This is a genomic window from Megasphaera sp. DISK 18, assembly GCF_001682955.1.
GTDB lineage: Bacteria > Bacillota > Negativicutes > Veillonellales > Megasphaeraceae > Megasphaera > Megasphaera massiliensis.
The window spans coordinates 32660-54203 of record NZ_LUGJ01000015.1 but is presented as its reverse complement, the minus strand read 5'-3'; the positions used below and the strand labels follow the sequence as shown (position 1 = coordinate 54203).

Below are 21544 nucleotides of genomic sequence, written 5' to 3'. Positions count from 1 at the left end.
CCTTTCATCGTCTCAACAACACACGCAGCAAATACGTAAATATATGCCAGTCATAGAGGAGTCTGTCGGCCAGTTGTGAACATCGTTTACTCCGGTAAACGGCATAACCGGAGCCGGCCCCTAATACGAATCCGCCGAGAACATCGCTGACGTAATGAAGGCGGCAGAGGACACGAGAAACGCCTAAACTGACGGACAAGGCCAAGGCCGGAAGCCCCCAAAGGTTTCGTCGTAAAAGCAGCATAACGGCGACGGCCATACTATTCATAGCATGGTTGCTGGGAAAAGAGGCATTGGCCTTATGTTTAACTAAAGCAGCTCCTTTACCGCTAGCAAAAGGCCTCGGCCGATACCACAATTTGCCAATGAACCACGAAACAGATGAGGCGAGAATGACCGAAAACAAGCAATAAAGCAGCGTTTTCCGTTCTTTCCGTTGTTCCTTCTCGTTTTTAGGGCGAAACCAGGCCCCCAAGCCATAGAGGATAAACAGGCCGTGACCAAAGCGAGTAAACCACGATAAAGGACGAAGCCACAGATTATGGCGAGCCAGAAGAAATAGGATGAGTCGAACCATGTTGCCCTCCCTTTACCAAATCAACATTGCTTGTCAATAGCCTTTGCCATCGTCCCGGCCATATCCGCCAGCGAAATGCGGCGCATTTGCTCTTCCATCGCCTGCTGTACCTGACTCAACTTATCGTCGAGGCTGAGGTGGATGGTTTTACCGACAGGGCATTGGGGACTGGGGTGCTCATGAAAATGAAACAGAGAATCGCTGGGAATGCAGTCAACGGCATGGTAAACGTCGTATAAACTGATGTTCTCCAAGGGCTTTTTCAAGGTAGCCCCTCCAGCTCCTCGCTTGACGTCAATAAATTCGGCCGCCTTTAACTGGGTAAGCAGGTTCCGAATAATGACCGGATTGGTACCGACACTGGAAGCAATGAAACTGCTGGTCACTTTTTCGGTCTTTTCAAAATATGCAATGCACAGCAAGGTGTGGACAGCCATCGTAAGGCGACTGGAAATCTGCATCCTTAAAGAGCCCCCACTTCACGGAGAATGGCCAAAGAAGGCGTGCAGGCCGGGCAGTCACAGAACTTAGCCCCACTGGCTTTAAGATCTTTGGCATGATCCAAGAGCTGAGCAGCAGCATCTGCCCCCAAAACCTTCGCAGCCGTATCCGATCCGGCAAAGCCGAGGAGTTCATCAATTGTCGATACACCTTGCTTCAAGGCTTCCACATAGGCCGGAGTCGCTGCCTCTTTATCAGCAGCATCAAGCCATTCCTGGGCCGCTTTTTTCAGAGTCGGGTTACAGCTGGGTGCTGCCACTAATTCCTGCGTTTTCACAACCATAAAGTCGATGAGTTTCTTATCCATAATAATACCTCCTAATAAAACAGTACATTCATCGGTTATAACCAATAGGATTACAACTAAATCATAGTTTATTTCAAAAGTAATGTCAATGATTACAATATAGTCGACTTAACCCCCGTCAATTACAAATAAATCAGATTAAATTTATTTACTATTATTTAAATTTAGATAATCAGCTTCATTAAGCCATTTGTTATGTAAACAAAAGTGGGATTTAAACTAATTTCGGCAGGTGTAAACGTCTATAAAAAATTTGTGTTGCCACGAGATTGTCCCAGTCCAGCGCTAAAACACGAAAAACGACGAATTACCAGAAGCAAGAATTCGGATCCGGAAAGAGGGGCCGATCATTTCGGAGCTCGCAAAAATCGAAATACTGCGGAAAAAGTCCGAAAAGGACGTGGATGACCGCGCGACTGACACACGGGGCATCGAGGAAGGTTTTAATGGGGTCAGCGCCGCATAAAAGCGGTTGCAACGTCTTTCAAGGTTGTCGCCCCCGGCATGACGGCAACGTGGCAGCGGTTGCAAAGTTTAATCATAACTATATCGAGGCAGGCGAGGCAAAGACCGAATCAGAGGCCGCAAGGTCGCTCCATAGCTCTTTAGGCGATAAAGGAAGCTTTCGCTAAAAGTATCATTGCCTCAAGAAGAAAAAAGCCTCGGAGACGAATCTCCGAGGCTTTTCGTATGTTTAACAGGAATATAGGTTTAAGCGCGTACGGCTTTGACGGCAGCGATGAACTTCTTGGCCGTTTCCGTGATTTCAGCAGCCGTTTTGCCGCCACCGGTCAAGGCTCCGCCGGCACCGACAGCGACGCAGCCGGCCTTAATCCATTCACCGGCGTTGTCGACGTTAACGCCGCCCGTCGGCATGAGCGGTGCCTGCGGCAAGGGGCCGTGAATGGCTTTAATGGCCTTCATACCGACAACTTCACCCGGGAAGATCTTGACGACGTCAGCGCCGCATTCAAGGGCTGTTACGACGTCTTTCAAGGTCGTCGTCCCCGGCATGACGGCTACGCGGTAGCGGTTGCACAGTTTAATCGTTTCGACGTCGAGGGCCGGCGATACGACAAATTGTGCTCCTTCGAGGATGGCAATACGAGCCGTGACGGCATCGAGAACCGTACCGGCACCGATGACGACATCGGGATTATCGGCATATTTTTTCGAAAGTTCGCGGATAGCTTCGTGGGCCTGGGGCGTCGTAAAGGCCAATTCAATGGCCGTGACGCCGCCTTTAATGCAAGCTTCCGACATGGCAACGGCTTCTTCCGGATTGTTGCCGCGAATGACGGCGACGACACCGATTTCTTTGATTTTATTGACGACTTCTATCTTATCCATTGTGTAAACTCCTCTCACACTCTCAAAAAAATATCGCTATACGATTCATTATGAATGGCTGGCCTGGAAGGCTTCCAACTTTTCTCTCGTCGGCAGACCTTCATTATCTCCGGCTACCTAAATGGCCATAGCCCCGATAGCAGCCCCTCTGCGAGCGGCATCTTCCAACGTCAGCCCATCGAGAAGGCCGCTGGTAAAGCCGACGGCAAAGCCGTCTCCGGCACCGACCGTATCGACGATGTGTTTCACGTGATAGCTCGGAACGTACAATTCTTCCTGTTCCGTCCGAACATAGGTCCCGTTGCTGCCGCCAAGCTTGATGACGACCGTCTGGACGCCGCGCTGCAGGTAATACTGGGCAATATCCTGTTCGCTTTCCCGACCGGTCAGGATCCGGCCTTCACCGAGGCCCGGCATGACGATATCGGCATACTGGGCAGCATCATTGATGACCCGGGCCATGGCTTCTTCTGATTTCCAGAGCATCGGCCGCAGATTGGGGTCGAAGGAAATGCGTACGCCCTTGCTGTGGGCCCGCATCATGAGTGTATAAATCGTTTCCCGGCACGATTCCGACAAGGCCAGGGGGATACCCGTCACATGAAGGTGATCGACGCCGGCCCAATCGATCCCGGCTAAATCAGCCGGCTGAAAATGAGAGAATGCCGTATGTTTGCGGATATTGGCAACGAAAGGATCGCCTTCGACGACCTTTTCCTTCATTTGGAAGCCGGTCATATGATCATCGTCAGTCCAGACGTACTGTTCACGGATATTATTTTCTTTCAGGAAATTGACGATGCAGCAGCCAAAAGGATCGATACCGACCTTGGAGATATACGATACGTTGTTTCCCAAACGAGCCATGCCGACGGCATAGTTCAATTCAGCCCCGCAGACGTGGCGGGAAAAATGTTCGACCGATTCCAAGGGCCCCTTTTCTTCAGCGATGAGCAAGCCCATCGCTTCACCAATAGTAAGCACATTCTTCATTTTGATTCCTCCATGAGATAAGACGGGACTGTCGCAGCAGACAGTCCCCGGTTACTTAGTTTTACAATTGTTTCTTTATTTTATCAATCATATCTTCATAGGCTGCATCTGTCAAGTAAACGCGATCGGGATTCATGACAAAGGTGCTGTTCCATTCGAATTCATCTTTATACTTCGGAACTAAGTGGATATGCAAATGGTGTCCCGAATCGGCATAAGCCCCATAGTTCACTTTGTCCGGATGAAAAGCGGCGTGAATCGCTTTCGAAGCCCGTGCGACATCGGCAAAGAAAGCATTTCTTTCTTCATCCGTAAGTTCCGTCATTTCGCTGACATGATCTTTATAAGCGACGATGCAGCGGCCGGGATGGCTCTGTTCTTTGAATAAGACTAACATACTGACCGATAAATCGCAGACGTAAATGCCAAACTTAGCCAGCGGTTCGCCTTTGACGCAGTAGCCGCAATTCTGATCTTTCATGTGAAAGCCTCCTTATTCGATGATACCATGTTCCCATTTACCATTATTCAAGTCTTCAGCGATTTTCTTGAACTTATCGTCCGTCAATCCGTAGAAGAAGTACAGGATAATGGCTGCAATCCCAAGGGCAACGCCGGGATACAAGGTCATAGCAGCTTTGATACCCAAGAGGGTCATTTCGCTCTGTACGGCATTGGCAACATAACCCGTCATTACCAGAATACCGGAACTTACGACAGCGGCCAGAGCCTGAGCGATTTTACGGGAGAAGTTGAAAGCGGCATAGGTGATACCTTCTTTACGAATACCGTTATGCCATTCACTGTAGTCGATGACGTCGGAGACAAAGGCCCAGGTAACACCATTAGGAATAGCCAAGGCAACGTAGCCGATGGTAACCAAAACGATGAACGAGTAAATGTTGGTCGGGATGACGAAGTTGAGAAGGTCTGCAGCGCAGCCGATAAGCAAGCCGCCGATAGCCGTTTTCTTCTTACCGAATCTCTTAACCAGTTTCGGAATGAGCAGGATCCCAACAACGGAGCAGCCCATCATGATGCCGTTTACAATCGGCTGGAAACCCATGTACCCCAGGTTATACTGGCAGAAGAAAATCATCATCTGGTTGTTGGTATTCATGGCCGAAATGGTAAACAAGGTCATTAAAATGATGCATAAGAGCGGTTTATTGGTAAATACGAGTTTAACATAGTCGGAAGCTTTTGCTTTCTGTTCATTGGCCGTATTACGCTTAACAGGGACATGTTCACGGCAGTTAAAATAGCAGATAGCAAAGCCGATGACGCCGACGATGGACATGACAGCCGCGGCGATAAAGAAGCCGTGGTGCGGCGAAGCGAACATCATGACGATCGGTACGAAAGCCATGCCGGTAATGAGCTGAGCCCCGATAGAACCGGCCTGACGCGTCGTAGCCATCTGACTTCGTTCTTCAACGTCTCGGGTCATAACACTGGCCAGGGAGGAATAGGGGATATTAGTAAACGAGTAAACGAGGCCCCAAGCCATGTAAGCACCGTAAGCAAAGATAATTTTACCTGTCGCAGATATTTCCGGCATGGTAAAGGTAATGACCGTCAAGATAGCCAGGATGACGGCAGAAAACATCATGACCGGACGGAATTTACCGCGAGGACCGATGTTTTTACGGCCATCGATAACGGAACCGGCGATCGGGTCCATAAAGGCATCAAAGATTTTGGTAAAGGCGAAAATACCGGCAACAGCCGCAGCCGGGATCGTACAAACGTCGATCCAGTATTTCGTCAAATAAGCCTGTCCGAGGTCAAACATAAAGCCATTGCCAAAATCACCAAATCCATAACAAATCTTTTCACGCCAGGACAGTTTTACATGGCCGTCTTGGGCGGATTTCCCTTCAACCGGAGCATTGGGCTTCGGCAAGGTTCCTTCTTGTGTGCTCATTGCACTCCCTCCTTATAAGGTAACACCGTTTTTAAATATAGCCAGTTCGTGTTTATCAAGCGCTTCCGATTTCGCAAAAACACGTCCCGACGCCACATCGAGGATGTATTGGAACAGGCGGTCGGCCGCAGCTTCCCGCGATTCGCCTTCAGCAATCGTACCGGCATTAAAATCGATCCAGTTCTTTTTGAATCCCGCAAGTTTACTGTTGCTGGAAATCTTGATCGTCGGTACCGGGCAGGCAAAGGGTGTTCCCCGTCCCGTCGTAAACAAGACCATGTGGGCACCGGCAGCTGCTAAAGCATTGGCCGCTACCAGGTCGTTGCCCGGAGCCTGCAAGAGGTTCAGGCCTTTCTTGGAAACCCGGTCGCCGTAGGAAAGGACGTCTTCGACCAGGGCCTGACCGCCTTTCTGTACGCAGCCCAGGGACTTATCTTCCAGCGTCGTAATCCCGCCGGCTTTATTGCCCGGTGATGGGTTTTCATTGATCTTTTCGCCGTAATTCATGAAATATTCTTTAAAGTTGTTTACCAGGGCTACGGTCTTATCGAAGACTTCCTCATTCCGAGCCCGGTTCATGAGCAGCGTTTCTGCACCGAACATTTCCGGCACTTCCGTCAGGATCGACGTGCCGCCGGCAGCGATGAGCCGATTCGAGATTTCACCGACCAAAGGATTGGCCGTGATGCCCGAAAAACCGTCGGATCCGCCGCACTTCAGGCCGATCGTAAGCAGGGAGGCATCGCACGGTTCCCGGTGGGATTTAGCAGCATAGCTGCACAGTTCTTTGACGATTTCCGTGCCGGCTTCAATTTCATCTTCTACGTCCTGGCAGATAAGGAACTTGACCCGGTCCGGATCGTAGTCACCGATGACATCCTTCATCAAACTGATTTGGTTGTTTTCACAGCCCAGACCCAGCACCAAAACGGCTCCGGCGTTCGGATTGTGAATAAGGCCACTTAATACTTTCTGCGTATGGAGCTGGTCGTCACCGAGCTGGGAGCAGCCATGAGGATGGCTGTACGAATAGATGCCGTCAATGTTTTCCGTCTTATAGACCTGGGCGGCATTTTCAATGGCCCGGGCAATGTTGTTGACGCAGCCGACAGTCGGGATGATCCAAACTTCATTGCGGATACCGGCCTGGCCATCGGTCCGTTTATATCCGAGGAATTCGTATTTTTTTTCACTTTCCAAAGGCGGGCGCTGGGCCTTTTCCGGTTCGTAGGTGTAATCCAGGAGGTCGCCCAGTTTACTTTGGACGTTGTGGGTGTGTACCCAGGAGCCCTGGGGGATATCCATCTTTGCAGTCCCGATGGGGAAGCCGTATTTTACGACATCTTCGCCTTTTTTAATCTCTTTAATGGCTATCTTATGGCCTGCCGGGATGTCCTGGCAGACGGTAAAGGTTTGACTGCCGACGGTAACGCTGCTGCCCTTGGCAACAGCGTCAACAGCGACGGCTACATTATCATCAGCGTGTATCTGAAATACGTTCATCATAATCTCCTTATGCAGTCAATTCGGTAAGATGAGCTTTGACGCCTACCTCAGCCATGCGGTCCATATGGGCCGTTACGGCATCCGTAAGGCCGTCAACAGCATTCAGATCTTCGCCCCACCAATCGGCCTGTCCGAGGACGGCTTTGACATAATCGGCTGTAGCAAGGGCTGCATGATCTTTAATGAAAGCTAATTTATCTTCATCATCGTGAATTTCATAGGTATTGCCGGCCCGGGACCCGATGAGGCATTGGTCGCCGGCTTCCGTCGTCCGGTAGAAGGCCAGTAGAGCCGCCAAAGAATAAGTCAGGAACTTCGGCAGTTTTCCCGTCGCTGCCAAACTGTCCTTAAAGGTCGGCAGGATCCGGGCTCTCCACTTCGAGATGGAGTTCAGGGAAATAGCCAAAAGTGCGTGTTTTACGAAGGGATTTTCAAACCGTTCGTAGACGGCCCGGGCAAAGGCAACGGCCTTTTCTTCCGGTAAATCAACGGTCGGTACGATTTCATCGAAGACCGTCTGGTCCAGCGATTTGCGGATAATCGGATCTTCCATGCACTGGCCTACATAGTCGAGACCGGCAAGGTAAGCGCCGAGGACCATCGACGTATGAGCGCCATTGAGGATGCGAACTTTCTGTTCCTTGAAGGCCTGGATGTTATCCGTGAATTCAACGTGGAATTTACTCGAGTTTAACGGCAGACGGTCACCTAAGGTCGAGTCGCCGATAACCCATAAAGAGAAAGGTTCAGCCTGGTCGAGGAGAGCGTCTTCATAGCCCAGTTCAGCCTGGATCTTATCAATGGAATCTTCCGGGTACCCTACGACGATGCGGTCGACGAGAGTGTCAACGAAGCGGCAGCTCTGGGCAAGCCAGCTCAGGAAGCCTTGTTCCAGGCCCCAATTTTCTGCGTATTTGGTGACGCAGTCCTGAAGGAGTTTACCGTTATTATCGTTCAATTCCGTCGGCAGCATGATGAGGCCTTTATCTGAAGCCCCCTTATAGAAGGTATACCGTTCATAGAGGAACTTGGTCAGTTTAGCCGGGAAGGTCGTCGGCGGGCAGGCTTCGAATTTGTCGGCAGCGTCAAAGACAATGCCGGCTTCCGTCGTATTGGATACGACGAATTCGAGGGCATCTTCATGAGCCAGATCCATGAAGGCGTCGTATTCATCACGAGCGCTGATTACAGTCTTCACCGACGTAATGACTCGGTTTTCTTTGCAGACTTTCCCATGCTGCTGGCCTCTCAAGCATACCGTGTATATGTCATTTTGCTTGGAATAACGGTCGGTCTTGCCCGAGCGGGGCATGACGACAGATACGCTGCCGTCAAAACCGTTTTCCTCATTGGCTACGTCGACAGCATAGTCGACAAAGGCGCGGAGGAAATTACCTTCTCCAAACTGTAAGATCCGTACAGGATGCTGTTGTTTCTGATGGAATTCACTTACATTTTTCATCGTTTACCCTCGTTTACATCTGAAATTGAAAATAGTTAGCTGCGTTGTTAAAGCTGATCTCTTCGACTAACTGGCGAAGTGCGTCTTCATCGTTCGGATATTCACCGTTTTCAACAAGATTACCGATCCAGTTGCAGAGAATGCGGCGATAATATTCATGGCGTGCGTAGGACAAGAAGGAGCGGGAGTCCGTCAGCATACCCAAGATGTTGCCAAAGACAGATTCATCGGCAATACCGGTCATCTGGTCGATCATGCCCTGTTTCGTATCATTGAACCACCAGGGAGCGCCTTGCTGAATCTTGCCGCGAACGCCGTCACCCTGGAAAGCGCCGATAATCGTAGCAATCATGGCATTGTCATTAGGGTTGCCCGAGTAAAGGATTGTCTTCGGTAAAATATGGAGTTCATTGAGGTGGTCTAAGAGGGCAATAAGGCCTTTGCAGCAGTTGCCTTCGGCAATGCTGTCATAACCCGTATCAGGGCCGAGTTTACGATACATTTCCGAGTTGAGGTCGCGAAGGGTTGCAAAATGGATCTGCATAGCCCATCCGCGTTTGTGATATTCACCGGCAAGGTAGGTCAGAACAGCTGTCTTATAGGCTTCCATTTCTTCTTTGCTGACAGCTTCGCCGTTCAAAGCTTTGGTCATGATGGCATCGATCGTCTTTTCATCGGCTTCACGGCAGAAAACATATTCTAAGGCGTGGTCCGTAGCGCGGCAGCCCATTTCTTCAAAGAAGGCGATTCGTTTATCCATGGCTTGGCGAAGGTCGGCAAAATTCTTGATATCTACGCCGGCAGCTTTGCCGAGGCGAGTCATGTAATCTGCGTAGCCGTCTTTATCGACGTTCATCAGTTTGTCCGGACGCATAGCCGGATATACCTTAGCGCTGCAAGTCTTTTCATCTCTCAATTTTTTATGCCATTTCAAATCGTCGGCCGGATCATCGGTCGTGCAGATAACTTTGACGTTGGACTGTTCAATCAAGCCCTGGACGCCCATACCTTTTTCCTGAAGCTTTGCATTGCAGCGGTTGAAAATATCTTCAGCATTCTTTTCCGTCAGCGGTTCGGTAATTCCGAAATAGCGCTGTAATTCTAAGTGACTCCAATGGTAAAGAGGGTTACCGATCGAACGAGAAAGCGCTTTCGCATATTCCACAAATTTTTCCAAGTCTGTCGACGTTTCACCGGTGACTTTTTCTTCGGGAGTACCGTTGGCACGGATGATACGCCATTTGTAATGGTCACCGCCGAGCCATACTTCGGTAATGCTGCGGAAGTGGTGATCTTCAGCGATTTCTTGCGGAGAGATGTGACAGTGATAGTCGATAATCGGCATCTTTGCTGCATAATCATGGAATAAATGCTTTGCCGTATCTGTTTCCAGTAAGAAATCCTTGTCCATAAATTGTTTCATTATTATATGTCTCCTTCCAATACCCGGCGTCGAATGCTGTCGGTCAACTGAAAATTTATTGTAAGCTCTTACACTTATCTTTACCGAAAGGATATCATAGCATGCCTACAGTGTCAATGACGTATGATTTTTCTGTATGGTTTTTGAAAAAAATTAAGTTTTCCAATGCTTTTTTATCATGCATTCCGTATTCGCCTTCCAAAATCAATATCTTTTGTTTTAAATTCAAACAGGTTATCTATGTTCATTCCGGTTAAGCTCTTACACATTTTATCCATATCCCTATTGATTTATTAAGAAAGAAATGTGTTATAATGTAAGTACCCCAGATTTTTACATAAAGAGGATCGATTGCTATGAATATCACGATTTACGACATCGCGCAAAAATGCCATGTTTCCATCGCCACGGTTTCCCGCGTCCTCAACGGCAGCAGCCGAGTCAGCGAAAAAACACGGGCCAAGGTACTTCAGGTGATGAAAGAAATGGGTTATAAGCCCAACCCCTTTGCCCGCGGATTGGGCCTGGATTCCATGAAAATCATCGGCGTCATCTGTACCGACGTCGCCGATATCTTCTATGCCCATGCCGTGTCCCTTTTGGAAGACGGCCTCAGGCAGCATCACTTTGATGTCATGCTGTCCAACACCGGCAGCGATAACGGCCATAACGGCAAGTATATCTCCGACATGGCAGGAAAACACGTCGATGCCATCATCACCATCGGCACGCCTTTTTCATCGGAGTCGGATGTGAGGCTGCTCTGTGAAACGGCCCGTCAAATCCCGGTCATCACCATCAACAGTGACTACCATCAGCCCCGTATGTACAGCGTCGTCTGTAACGAAAAAGACGGCATGAAAGATGTCGTCGCAGCCTTGGCCAAGAAGGGCTGTAAACATATCCTCTATATCTATAATTCGCTCACCTACAGCGGCCGCCATAAGTTGGACGGCTTTCGCCTGGGAATCAAAGATTTACAGCTGCCTCATCGCACTGAGTTGATTCAACAGATCCCCAAAACCCTTACGGATACAGAAGCTTTGATTGACCGCTTAGTCGCTGAACACATCGACTTCGACGCCATCATTACAGCCGATGACATCTTTGCCGTCGGGGCACAGCGAGCAGCCCTGCGCCACGGACTAAACATCCCCGTCGTCGGCTGTAACAACTCAATCCTCGCCGAATGCGCTACACCGACCCTCACCAGCTTGGACAATAAACTGACAAACTTATGCGCCGCCGCCGTCAACATCGTAACCGAACTAACCACCAAGGGGGCTGACGCCGTCCCCATTCGAACCGAGTTCAATGCCGAACTCATTGAACGTGAAAGTTTCAGAACATAAAAAATTCCGTATACTCAAGTATACGGAATTTTTTTATCCGAAGTATTCGGGATATTCTTTTTTCAATACCGCTACGTCGACCATGACCTTGTTGATGTGCTTGGTCATCATGTCTTGAGCGGCTTTTACATTTTTATCGAATACGGCCTGTACAATAATCTTATGCTGTTCATAGAGGAGCTCCATTTGCTCGGCTGCATAGCCATCGCTGATATTTAAAACACGAGCCCGGGCATAGTCGAGGTTTGAGTCTTGGACTACTTGCCAGATATGGGGCTTACCGCAGCCTTCATAGAGCAGCGAGTGCAAGGTATTGTCACTCTTAAAAAAACTTTCGGCATTGCCGTTGGCTACGAATTTGCCCTGCTCAAAGATACAAAACTCCAACTTCGTCCGCCAAGGATCCAAAAACTCCCGGCAAGCCAATTCTACAATCGCTCGTTCTAAAGTCACCCTAAAAAAGCGAAATTCAGCCAACTGTCCAGTATGGATTTTTGATACAAAAGTTCCTCGCTGGGGCAATACTTCCAGCAGCCCCTTTTGCGCCAGTCGGATAAAGGCTTCGCGAACCGGCGTCCGGCTCACCTGCAAAATCCCGGATAGCTCCTGTTCAGACATGGCCGTTCCCGGCGGCAGTTTCAAAGTCATTATATTTTGGTACAACACGCGGTAAGCATATTCCCGCACCGTTTCCTGAGGCTCTTTTTCAATCAAAATCAACTTATCCATAGCCACTCCATCATTCCTAACATCTATATTTCCCCATTCTCAAATTCATCTTACCATAAATCCATCAGAAATAGTATAGGCTAATTAAAAATGGAAAGGCATTCTATACGGTTTCCCAACAATACATTTTCTAAGATAAATAGGTTTAACATTATTCACCTGTGATAAATGGCGTTATTATGCTATTAAAATTTATTTCGTAAGCTTGTTTAAACAATCTTCGTAAATCAGTAAATCATGCGCCTACGGAGAAATTTTGCCCGTTCAGTTTGACGTCTCTGTGAGATAAGCCGAGACTGTCAAAACATACAGTCCCGGCACCTTTTGTGCTTATAGGTATTTCAGTATGCGGCCAATCATCACATCCGGAGCAGCACGTCCCGCAAAGGCTTCGAGATTCATAACAAAAATACGATTCCCTTCAAACTCGTGCTTCTGCTTCGGAACAAAGATGATCTGCCAAGCAAACGTAGCCGGAAAGCCGCCTTGACCTAAGAGCCGAGATGTTCAGATATCCGTGTACATCTTACTATCAGATAAATAAAGTCAAGAGGAATACGACGGCCAAACCACTCGTAGAGTTTACCAGTTCCAATAAGCCCCATGTCTTAAAGGTTTGTCCCATAGTCAAATTAAAGGTTTCCTTCATCATCCAAAAAGCAGCATCATTCGGCATAGTGATCGTATTACTCCCAACGGCCGTGGCCAACATGAGCAGCGTCGGATTGACATTAAACACCGGAATTAACGGCGCAACAATCCCGGCTGCCGTAATAGCAGCTACCGCACCTTGTCCCGTAGCCCAGCGAATGATTACGGTAATGACGTAGGCTAAAATCAACGGGGATATAGAGGTACCGGCAGCCGCAGCGGCAATATGCTGGCCAACCCCGGCATCTACAATAACTTGTTTTAAAACGCCGCCTGCACCAATAATCATGATAACCGAAGAGATCCCTTTCATGGCAGACGTAATGGTAACCGATGTTTCAGAAATCGTGCGCCCGGCACGGATACCAAAAACATACATGGCCACAAGGACAGCCACCAACAAGCTGATATTCGGGCTTCCTAAAAATCCAAAGGCCTTAAAAATAAAGGTATCATTGGCGACAAAATGACGAATAATGGTATTCCCAATCATAAATACAGCCGGCAGCAAGGGAACCAGTAAGCATACCCCAAAGGAAGGAAGTCGGTAGTCACGAAGGGCTGTTTCATTAATATTCCCCAAATTCGGCGCGGCTAATTTATCTAACCCGCTCAAAAAACGGGGTAAAATGATGCCGGCACAAATAACCGAAGGGACGACGACAACGATCCCCAAGAGATAAACCATCCCGCTGTCGGCACCAAAGGCATCCACTAAGGCTACCGGACCGGGCTGGGGCGGAAAAACACTATGCCCTTGAGCAACACCAGCTAATACGGGAATAATCAAATACATATAAGGAATCTTAGCTTCCCTGGCAATACTGACAACTAAGGGAACAACAACCATGAAACCGACTTCAAAGAACATCGAAATCCCAAAGATGACCCCGACAAGCATAACCCCCCATTTCAAGGTTCGCAGCCCGCAACTAGCGACCATCTTATCGGCAATTTTTTTAGAGGCCCCGCAATCGGTCATTAACTGACCTAAGGCGGCACCGAGGACGACAATCAGACCGACACCGCCAAAGGTGCTGCCGGCCCCCTTGGTGATGGTTTGAACCAAATCATTCGGATCCATACCTTCCATAAAGGCAACGAAAATGGCAACCAGCAACAAGGCCAGCATGCTGTGGACATTCAGTTTTACGGTCATAAATAAAAGTAACCCAATCGCGACGATTACCCATATAACAGGTAGAATATGTTCCATGATAAACCCTCCAAATACTATTTCGTTATATATCTCTTCAATGTATTCCGTACTGCACCCGGCCCGGCAATGAGTTCTTGGAAATAAGCTTCAATTTTTTCACCAAGGCCGACTTCATAAAGGTCACTGCCAAAAATATCTGAATTAGAAAGAATCGGTTTTAACTTTCCTTTTGCAGACGAAACGTCTCCCAACACGACACCCTGCAAAAAGGCCTGCAGATCCTGGAGCAGCGGATCGGGACTAAGTTCAAAGACATTTCCCCGATCATCGACGCCCAGCAGATAGCGGCACCAACCGGCGATGGCTAAGGGGATATATTCCAAGGTCTTGGCCTTATCTCCGTAAGCTTTGATCGTTTCGCCAAAGCGAACGCCCACCTTTTGTGACGTGTCCGCCGCGATACGCTGCGGCGTATCCGGAACGTTAGGATTGGGAAGGCGTTTCTCCAACAATTCAGTGATAAACGCTTTCGGGTTGATAACCCCCGGGTCAACGACGACCTTAAGGCCTTCATCATAGCCGATTCGTTCAATCAACCGCGTAAGTTCCGCATCTTTCATTTCGTCGGCAACTAAGGTATAGCCAAGCAAACAACCGTAAACGGCCAATGTCGTATGCAAGGGGTTCAAACAAGTGCCGACCTTCATGCGTTCAACTTTATTAACCGTTTCTCGATCCGTAAAAATAACGCCAACTTTTTCTAATGCCGGCCGGCCATTGGGGAAGTCATCTTCTACTACTAAATATTGAGCGGCTTCCGCATTGACAACCGCCGCGTACTGACTACTCCCTGCCGAAATCACTCGATTGTTCTTAAATTCACATTCTTGCAGATGCTTTTGAACGGTTTCCGAATACGAGGGAACAATTTTATCAATCATGCTGTAGGGGTAGGAGATTTTTTCGTCTATATAGGTAAGAAAATCTTCTTCCACTAATTCATGTTTCACCCATTCATCGGCAAAAGTATGAATTACCTTTTTAATAACGTCCCCATTATGGGAGCAATTGTCCAGGCTCAAGAAGGCCAGGGGATACCCTCCATGCTTATATCTGGCATACGTCAGGGCCGCTAAATTCCCCATCCCGCTTTCCGTGGATTCAGGTCCGTTGGCGAGATCATGGGCTACATCCGGAAAATAATTGCCATTATAATCCGTCAGTTTATATCCCTTTTCGGTAATCGTGAAGCTGACAATTTGAAGGGATGGTGCCGTAAAAATAGCCTGCATCCGTTCCCAATCGGCCTGTCGTGACCGTGTACAAGCCAACGATTCCACAATATTCCCGATAATCTTCTTATCAAATCGGCCATCTTGATGCATGGTTACGGCCACACTTACATTATCATAAGGGCGATACACGGAATCAATAACGGCCATATTATGCGTCGTAGTTACAATAATACCGGTACTTTCTTCGCCCATTTCGATTAATTGCTGCTGTAACGGTGCCACAAAGGCCCTGAAAATATTGCCGCCGCCGACATGAAGCCAGGTAGGATGACCGATTGTTTCTTTCGTTACCCGGCTGTCATCGAATGAATATAATTGAAAGCCCTTTTCTTCCCATTTTTCCTTATCCGTCAGGAAGCTCCGGCGATTTAAATAAAGCATCGATAAAACCTCCTTTATACCTCTGCGCACGCGCAGTTAATGGAATCCCATAAACAGTAAATAGAATTGGCTCCGACGATGCCTTCCATACCCGGAAGTCGATCTCTTGGCTGTAATGTAAGCTTGTCCTTCGTTTCTCCGTATCCACGGAATATCTTTTTCATACGTCAACCCCTCCAAAAAATAAACTGAGATAATTTTCTTGTTCTTATTGTCTTTTCGGTCATCTTCATTTTTATCGTGATTACATCCTACCATTCTAGTACTTTATTTTCAATAAATTTGACTAAAATGAATAAATAAGAAGGATGAAATGATTTTTTAGTACATCATTTTGCTTGCTTCGCATAAAATATTTTCCCTTCTTTTCGCTTTAATTTTGAAAATTTATGAATAAAAAATTATAAAAAGGCTCAATTCAGCCGTTTTTATTGTATATAAAAACATTTATTTATTTTCTACACAAAAAATAGTTCAGTATAATCAATAAATTCCCATCTGTTTCCAACGATCCAAAAAGATATGATGAATTTTACCTATTTCCGTGATTTCAGCATCCACTTTACCATCAGCCGTATCTCATCATCGCCGTTGTCAACATTGCTCTCGCCCGCAAGCCTGCGTGAGTGGCCGTAGACGGCTTTGACGGCCTTATGCCTTCCCACGTGCAAAAGAAGAGTCTTATACTGTCAGAGCCTCTATCAGAGGCCGTAACAGGTCGTTCATGGCTCTTTCGGAGGTAAAGAAGAAGCCGCCGCCAAAAGTATCCTTGTCTCAAAGAACCGAAAAGCCTCGAAGACGAATCTTCGAGGCTTTTCGCATGTTTAACAAGGATATCGTTTTAAGCGCGTACGGCTTTGACGGCAGAGATGAATTTCTTGGCCGTTTCCGTAATTTCATCTGCCGTCTTACCGCCGCCCGTCAAGGCTCCGCCGGCACCGACAGCTACGCAGCCGGCCTTGATCCATTCTCCGGCGTTGTCGACGTTAACGCCGCCCGTCGGCATGAGTGGGGCCTGCGGCAAGGGGCCGTGGATGGCTTTAATAGCCTTCATGCCTACAACTTCACCCGGGAAGATTTTAATGACGTCAGCACCGCATTCAAGGGCTGTTACGACGTCTTTCAAGGTCGTCGTCCCCGGCATGACGGCTACGCGGTAGCGGTTGCACAGTTTGATCGTTTCGACGTCGAGGGCCGGCGACACGATGAATTCTGCTCCCTCGAGGATAGCAATGCGGGCCGTGACCGCGTCGAGGACCGTGCCGGCACCGATGACGACGTCGGGATTATCGGCATATTTCTTAGCCAGTTCCCGAATGGCTTCATGAGCCCGTGGCGTCGTGAATGCCAATTCAATGGCCGTGACGCCGCCTTTAATGCAGGCTTCCGACATGGCAACGGCTTCTTCCGGGTTGTTGCCGCGAATGACAGCGACGACACCGATTTCTTTAATTTTATTGACGACTTCGATTTTGTCCATGGTGTAAACTCCTCTCACACGCTCAAAAAGATATCTCTATACGACTATTACGAATGGCTTTGCTGAAATGCTTCCAATTTTTCTCTCGTCGGCAGGCCTTCATTATCTCCGGCTACCTGAATGGCCATAGCCCCGATAGCAGCCCCTCTGCGAGCGGCATCTTCCAGGCTCAAGCCATCGAGAAGGCCGCTGGTAAAGCCGACGGCAAAGCCGTCTCCGGCACCGACCGTATCGACAATGTGTTTCACATGATAGCTGGAGACGTACAATTCTTCCTCCGCCGTCCGAACATAGGTACCGTTGCTGCCGCCGAGTTTGATGACGACGGTCTGGACGCCCCGTTCCAGGTAATACCGGGCAATGTCCTGCTCACTTTCCCGACCGGTCAGGATACGTCCTTCACCGAGGCCCGGCATGACGACATCAGCATATTGAGCGGCATCGTTGATGACCCGGACCATGGCTTCCTCTGATTTCCACAGCATAGGCCGCAGGTTAGGGTCGAAGGAAATGCGCACGCCCTTGCTGTGAGCCCGCATCATGAGGGTATAAACCGTTTCCCGGCACGATTGCGACAAGGCCAGGGGGATTCCCGTCACATGAAGGTAATCGACGCCGGACCAGTCGATACCGGCTAAGTCAGCCGGCTGAAAATGAGAGAATGCCGTATGCTTGCGGATATTGGCTACGAAAGGATCGCCTTCGACGACCTTTTCCTTCATCTGGAATCCCGTCATATGGTCGTCATCGGTCCAGACATACTGTTCGTGGATGTTATTTTCTTTCAGAAAATTGACGATGCAGCGGCCAAAGGGATCGATCCCGACCTTGGAGATATACGATACGTTGTTTCCCAAACGAGCCATGCCGACAGCATAATTCAGTTCCGCCCCGCAGACGTGGCGGGAAAAATGTTCGACCGATTCCAAGGGACCCGTTTCTTCGGCGATGAGAAGCCCCATCGCTTCACCAATAGTAAGCACATTCTTCATATTGATTCCTCCATGAGATAAAAGGGGACTGTCACAGCAGACAGTCCCTGATTACTTGTTTTTATAGGTATTTCTTTATTTTGTCAATCATCTCTTCATAGGCTGCATCTGTCAAGTAAACGCGGTCAGGGTTCATGACAAAGGTGCTGTTCCATTCAAACTCATCTTTATACTTGGGCACTAAGTGGACATGCAAGTGATGTCCCGTATCGGCATAAGCCCCATAGTTCACTTTGTCCGGATGAAAAGCGGCGTGAATCGCTTTCGAAGCCCGCGCAACGTCAGCAAAGAAAGCATTTCTTTCTTCATCCGTAAGTTCCGTCATTTCGCTTACATGATTTTTATAAGCGACGATGCAGCGACCGGGATGGCTCTGCTCCTTGAATAAAACCAACATACTGACCGATAAATCGCAAACGCAGATTCCAAACTTAGCCAGCGGTTCACCTTTAACGCAATATCCGCAATTTTCATCTATCATTTATATCACTCCAAATCAGATAAACAGAGATAAGACTAATACGACAGCCAAACCACTAACAGAGTTGACCAATTCCAACAGTCCCCATGTCTTAAAGGTTTGTCCCATTGTCAAATTGAAGGTTTCCTTCATCATCCAAAAAGCGGCATCATTCGGCATGGTAATCGTATTGCTGCCAACAGCCGTGGCCAGCATGAGCAGCGTCGGATTAACATTAAAAACAGGAATTAAAGGAGCAACAATACCGGCAGCTGTAATAGCAGAAACGGCCCCCTGTCCAGTAGCCCAGCGAATAATTACAGTGATTATAAATGCTAACAGTAACGGTGATACAGAGGTACCGGCAACAGAAGCTGCAATATGCTGCCCGACACCGGCATCTACAATGACCTGTTTAAAAACGCCACCGGCACCAATAATCATTACAACCGTGGAAATCCCTTTAATAGCAGAGGTAATAGTCTCAGACGTTTCAGTAATAGTACGACCTGCACGAATACCAAAAACATACATAGCAACCAAAACAGCAACCAGTAAGCTGACATTCGGACTGCCTAAAAATTCAAAGACTCTGAAAACAAGACTGTCTTTGACAATAAAATTAGAAATAATAGTATGTCCGATCATAAAAACAGCCGGCAATAAGGGGATCAGTAAGCAGACTCCAAAGGATGGAAGTTTAAAATCATGAAGTGCTGTTTCGTCAATATTACCAAGTTTTGGAGCTGCTAATGTATCTAAGCCTTTCAAAAAGCGAGGTAAAATAAGGCCGGCACAAATAACAGAAGGAATAACTACAACAAGCCCTAAGAGATAAACCATCCCACTGTCGGCACCAAAAGCATCGACCAAGGCTACCGGACCGGGTTGGGGCGGAAATACACTATGCGCTTGGGCCACACCGGCCAGAACAGGGATAATTAAATACATATAAGGAATTTTAGCTTCCCTGGCGATACTGACAACCAAGGGAACAACAACCATAAACCCTACTTCAAAGAACATTGAAATCCCAAAGATAATACCAACAAACATAACGCCCCACCGCAATGTCCTTGCTCCGCAGTGAGCTACAATTGTATCGGCAATTTTTTTAGATGCCCCGCAATCGGTCATTAACTGACCCAAAGCAGCACCAAGGACAATAATAAGACCGACGCCCCCCAGAGTACTCCCCGCACCCTTAGTTATTGTTTTAACTAATGATACAGAGTCCATCCCTTCCATAAAGGCAACGAAAATCGCAATAAGCAGCAAAGCAATCATGCTGTGAACCTTCATTTTCACAGTCATAAATAACAGTAAAACAATGGCTACGATTACCCATAAGACGGGCATAATATTTTCCATAATACTCCCTCCAAACATTATTTTGTTACATATTTTCTTAGTGTATCGCGTACAGCATGTGGCCCGGCAATGAGCTCTTCGAAATAAGTTTCAATTTTTTCACCAAGGCCGACTTCATAAAGGTCACTGCCAAAAATATCTGAATTAGAAAGAATCGGTTTTAACTTTCCTTTCGAAGACGAAATGTCTCCCAACACCACCCCCTGCAAAAAGGCCTGCAGATCCTTGAGAAGCGGATCAGGACTAAGTTTAAATGCATTTCCACGGTCATCGACGCCCAACAGATAACGGCACCAACCGGCGATGGCTAAGGGGATATATTCCAAGGTCTTGGCCTTATCGCCATAAGCTTTAATCGTTTCGCCAAATCGAATGCCCACTTTTTGTGACGTGTCCGTCGCGATGCGCTGCGGCGTATCCGGAACGTTAGGATTGGGAAGCCGTTTGGCCAATAATTCAGTAATAAACGCTTTCGGATCGATAACCCCCGGGTTAACTACGACTTTAAGACCTTCATCATAGCCGATTCGTTCAATCAACCCTTTCAATTCCGCGTCTTCCATTTCATCGGCAATCAATGTATATCCGAGAAGGCACCCGTAAACAGCTAATGTCGTATGCAGGGGATTCAAACAAGTTCCGACCTTCATGCGTTCAACTTTATTAACCGTTTCTCGATTCGTGAAAATAACGCCAACCTTGTCTAATGCCGGCCGGCCATTGGGGAAATCATCTTCTATCACTAAATATTGAGCTTCTTCTGCATTGACAAAGGCTGTATATTTGCTATTTCCGGCCGAAATAATCTGAGTGTCCTCAAATTCACATTCTTGCAGATATTTTTGTACCTTGTCAGAATATGAGGGAACAATTTTATCAATCATGCTGTATGGGTAGGAGATTTTTTCGTCTATATAGGTAAGAAAATCTTCTTCCACTAATGCATGTTTCACCCATTCATCGGCAAAGGTATGAATTACCTTTTTAATAACGTCCCCGTTATGGGAGCAATTGTCCAAGCTCAAGAAGGCCATGGGATACTCTCCATGCTTATATCTGGCATACGTCAGGGCCGCTAAATTCCCCATCCCGCTTTCCGTGGATTCAGGTCCGTTGGCGAGATCATGGGCTACATCCGGAAAATAATTGCCATTATAATCCATCAGTTTATATCCTTTTTCGGTAATCGTGAAGCTGACAATTTGAAGGGATGGTGCCGTAAAAATAGCCTGCATCCGTTCCCAATCGGCCTGTCGTGACCGTGTACAAGCCACCGATTCCACAATATTCCCGATAATCTTCTTATCAAATCGGCCATCTTGATGCATGGTTACGGCCACACTTACATTATCATAAGGGCGATACACCGAATCAATAACGGCCATATTATGAGTTGTAGTTACAATAATGCCGGTGCTTTCTTCTCCCGTTTCGATTAATTGCTGCTGTAACGGTGCGATAAAGGCTCTGAAAATATTTCCTCCGCCTACATGAAGCCACGTCGGATGATTACTGGTTTCCTCCGCTATCTGACGATCATTAAAGGAATATAATTGAAAGCCTTTTTTCTCCCATTTTTCCTTGTCTCTTATAAAACTCTGGCGCTCTAAATGGAGCATGAATAAAAC

General features: G+C 47.7%; 19 protein-coding genes. 1 reads left to right on the top strand and 18 read right to left on the bottom strand.

The genetic code is table 11. The annotated features are described in order from the left end of the window. Positions 1-4: 4 nt before the first annotated feature. From A0U42_RS11440 to uxaC, 10 genes are all read right to left on the bottom strand, one after another. Positions 5-577, bottom strand: coding sequence for a phosphatase PAP2 family protein (locus A0U42_RS11440; RefSeq protein WP_083122253.1), 573 nt, complete (start codon positions 575-577; stop codon positions 5-7). Between the two features lie 20 nt (positions 578-597). Next, the gene (locus tag A0U42_RS03370) at positions 598-1038 is read right to left on the bottom strand and encodes an Rrf2 family transcriptional regulator (RefSeq protein ID WP_044503366.1); all 441 of its coding nucleotides are present in this window, start codon (positions 1036-1038) and stop codon (positions 598-600) included. 2 nt (positions 1039-1040) lie between these two features. Next, entirely contained in the window at positions 1041-1385 is a 345-nt protein-coding gene (locus A0U42_RS03365) for a molecular chaperone Hsp90 (RefSeq protein ID WP_065359870.1), read from the bottom strand. A gap of 711 nt (positions 1386-2096) precedes the next feature. After that, positions 2097-2735: a bifunctional 2-keto-4-hydroxyglutarate aldolase/2-keto-3-deoxy-6-phosphogluconate aldolase gene (locus A0U42_RS03355; RefSeq protein WP_065359868.1), complete on the bottom strand. Its 639-nt coding sequence runs from the start codon at positions 2733-2735 to the stop codon at positions 2097-2099. Positions 2736-2852: 117 nt separating this feature from the next. After that, entirely contained in the window at positions 2853-3728 is an 876-nt protein-coding gene (locus A0U42_RS03350; protein WP_083122249.1) for a sugar kinase, read from the bottom strand. A 61-nt stretch (positions 3729-3789) separates the two neighbouring features. Then, positions 3790-4209 (bottom strand): HIT family protein, encoded by a 420-nt coding sequence (locus tag A0U42_RS03345; RefSeq protein WP_065359867.1) that lies wholly within the window; start codon positions 4207-4209, stop codon positions 3790-3792. 12 nt (positions 4210-4221) lie between these two features. Beyond that, positions 4222-5655 carry a glycoside-pentoside-hexuronide (GPH):cation symporter gene (locus A0U42_RS03340; RefSeq protein ID WP_065359866.1) on the bottom strand — a complete coding sequence of 478 codons (1434 nt, stop codon included), beginning with the start codon at positions 5653-5655 and terminating at the stop codon, positions 4222-4224. Between the two features lie 12 nt (positions 5656-5667). Then, positions 5668-7161 carry a UxaA family hydrolase gene (locus A0U42_RS03335; protein WP_065359865.1) on the bottom strand — a complete coding sequence of 498 codons (1494 nt, stop codon included), beginning with the start codon at positions 7159-7161 and terminating at the stop codon, positions 5668-5670. Positions 7162-7168: 7 nt separating this feature from the next. Continuing rightward, the gene (locus A0U42_RS03330) at positions 7169-8623 is read right to left on the bottom strand and encodes a tagaturonate reductase (RefSeq protein WP_065359864.1); all 1455 of its coding nucleotides are present in this window, start codon (positions 8621-8623) and stop codon (positions 7169-7171) included. A gap of 13 nt (positions 8624-8636) precedes the next feature. Further along, positions 8637-10046 (bottom strand): glucuronate isomerase, encoded by a 1410-nt coding sequence (gene uxaC, locus A0U42_RS03325; RefSeq protein ID WP_065359863.1) that lies wholly within the window; start codon positions 10044-10046, stop codon positions 8637-8639. A gap of 356 nt (positions 10047-10402) precedes the next feature. On the opposite strand from uxaC, the gene A0U42_RS03320 reads away from it, so the two are divergent. Continuing rightward, positions 10403-11398 carry a LacI family DNA-binding transcriptional regulator gene (locus A0U42_RS03320; RefSeq protein WP_083122241.1) on the top strand — a complete coding sequence of 332 codons (996 nt, stop codon included), beginning with the start codon at positions 10403-10405 and terminating at the stop codon, positions 11396-11398. Between the two features lie 33 nt (positions 11399-11431). Here A0U42_RS03320 and A0U42_RS03315 read toward each other — a convergent pair whose 3' ends face one another. The 8 genes from A0U42_RS03315 to A0U42_RS03280 form a co-directional block, all read right to left on the bottom strand. Then, positions 11432-12127: a GntR family transcriptional regulator gene (locus A0U42_RS03315; protein WP_044503450.1), complete on the bottom strand. Its 696-nt coding sequence runs from the start codon at positions 12125-12127 to the stop codon at positions 11432-11434. Positions 12128-12659: 532 nt separating this feature from the next. Continuing rightward, complete coding sequence (locus A0U42_RS03310; protein ID WP_044503376.1) at positions 12660-13994, bottom strand: gluconate:H+ symporter; 1335 nt, start codon at positions 13992-13994, stop codon at positions 12660-12662. 17 nt (positions 13995-14011) lie between these two features. After that, the gene (locus A0U42_RS03305; protein WP_065359862.1) at positions 14012-15613 is read right to left on the bottom strand and encodes a mannitol dehydrogenase family protein; all 1602 of its coding nucleotides are present in this window, start codon (positions 15611-15613) and stop codon (positions 14012-14014) included. 841 nt (positions 15614-16454) lie between these two features. Next, complete coding sequence (locus A0U42_RS03300) at positions 16455-17093, bottom strand: bifunctional 2-keto-4-hydroxyglutarate aldolase/2-keto-3-deoxy-6-phosphogluconate aldolase (protein ID WP_065359861.1); 639 nt, start codon at positions 17091-17093, stop codon at positions 16455-16457. 47 nt (positions 17094-17140) lie between these two features. Further along, positions 17141-18085 carry a sugar kinase gene (locus tag A0U42_RS03295; protein ID WP_065359860.1) on the bottom strand — a complete coding sequence of 315 codons (945 nt, stop codon included), beginning with the start codon at positions 18083-18085 and terminating at the stop codon, positions 17141-17143. Between the two features lie 61 nt (positions 18086-18146). Then, positions 18147-18566: an HIT family protein gene (locus A0U42_RS03290; RefSeq protein WP_083122238.1), complete on the bottom strand. Its 420-nt coding sequence runs from the start codon at positions 18564-18566 to the stop codon at positions 18147-18149. Positions 18567-18581: 15 nt separating this feature from the next. Further along, entirely contained in the window at positions 18582-19916 is a 1335-nt protein-coding gene (locus A0U42_RS03285; RefSeq protein WP_065359859.1) for a gluconate:H+ symporter, read from the bottom strand. Positions 19917-19933: 17 nt separating this feature from the next. Beyond that, positions 19934-21535, bottom strand: a complete 1602-nt coding sequence (locus A0U42_RS03280) for a mannitol dehydrogenase family protein (RefSeq protein ID WP_065359858.1) — start codon at positions 21533-21535, stop codon at positions 19934-19936. Positions 21536-21544 lie beyond the last annotated feature (9 nt).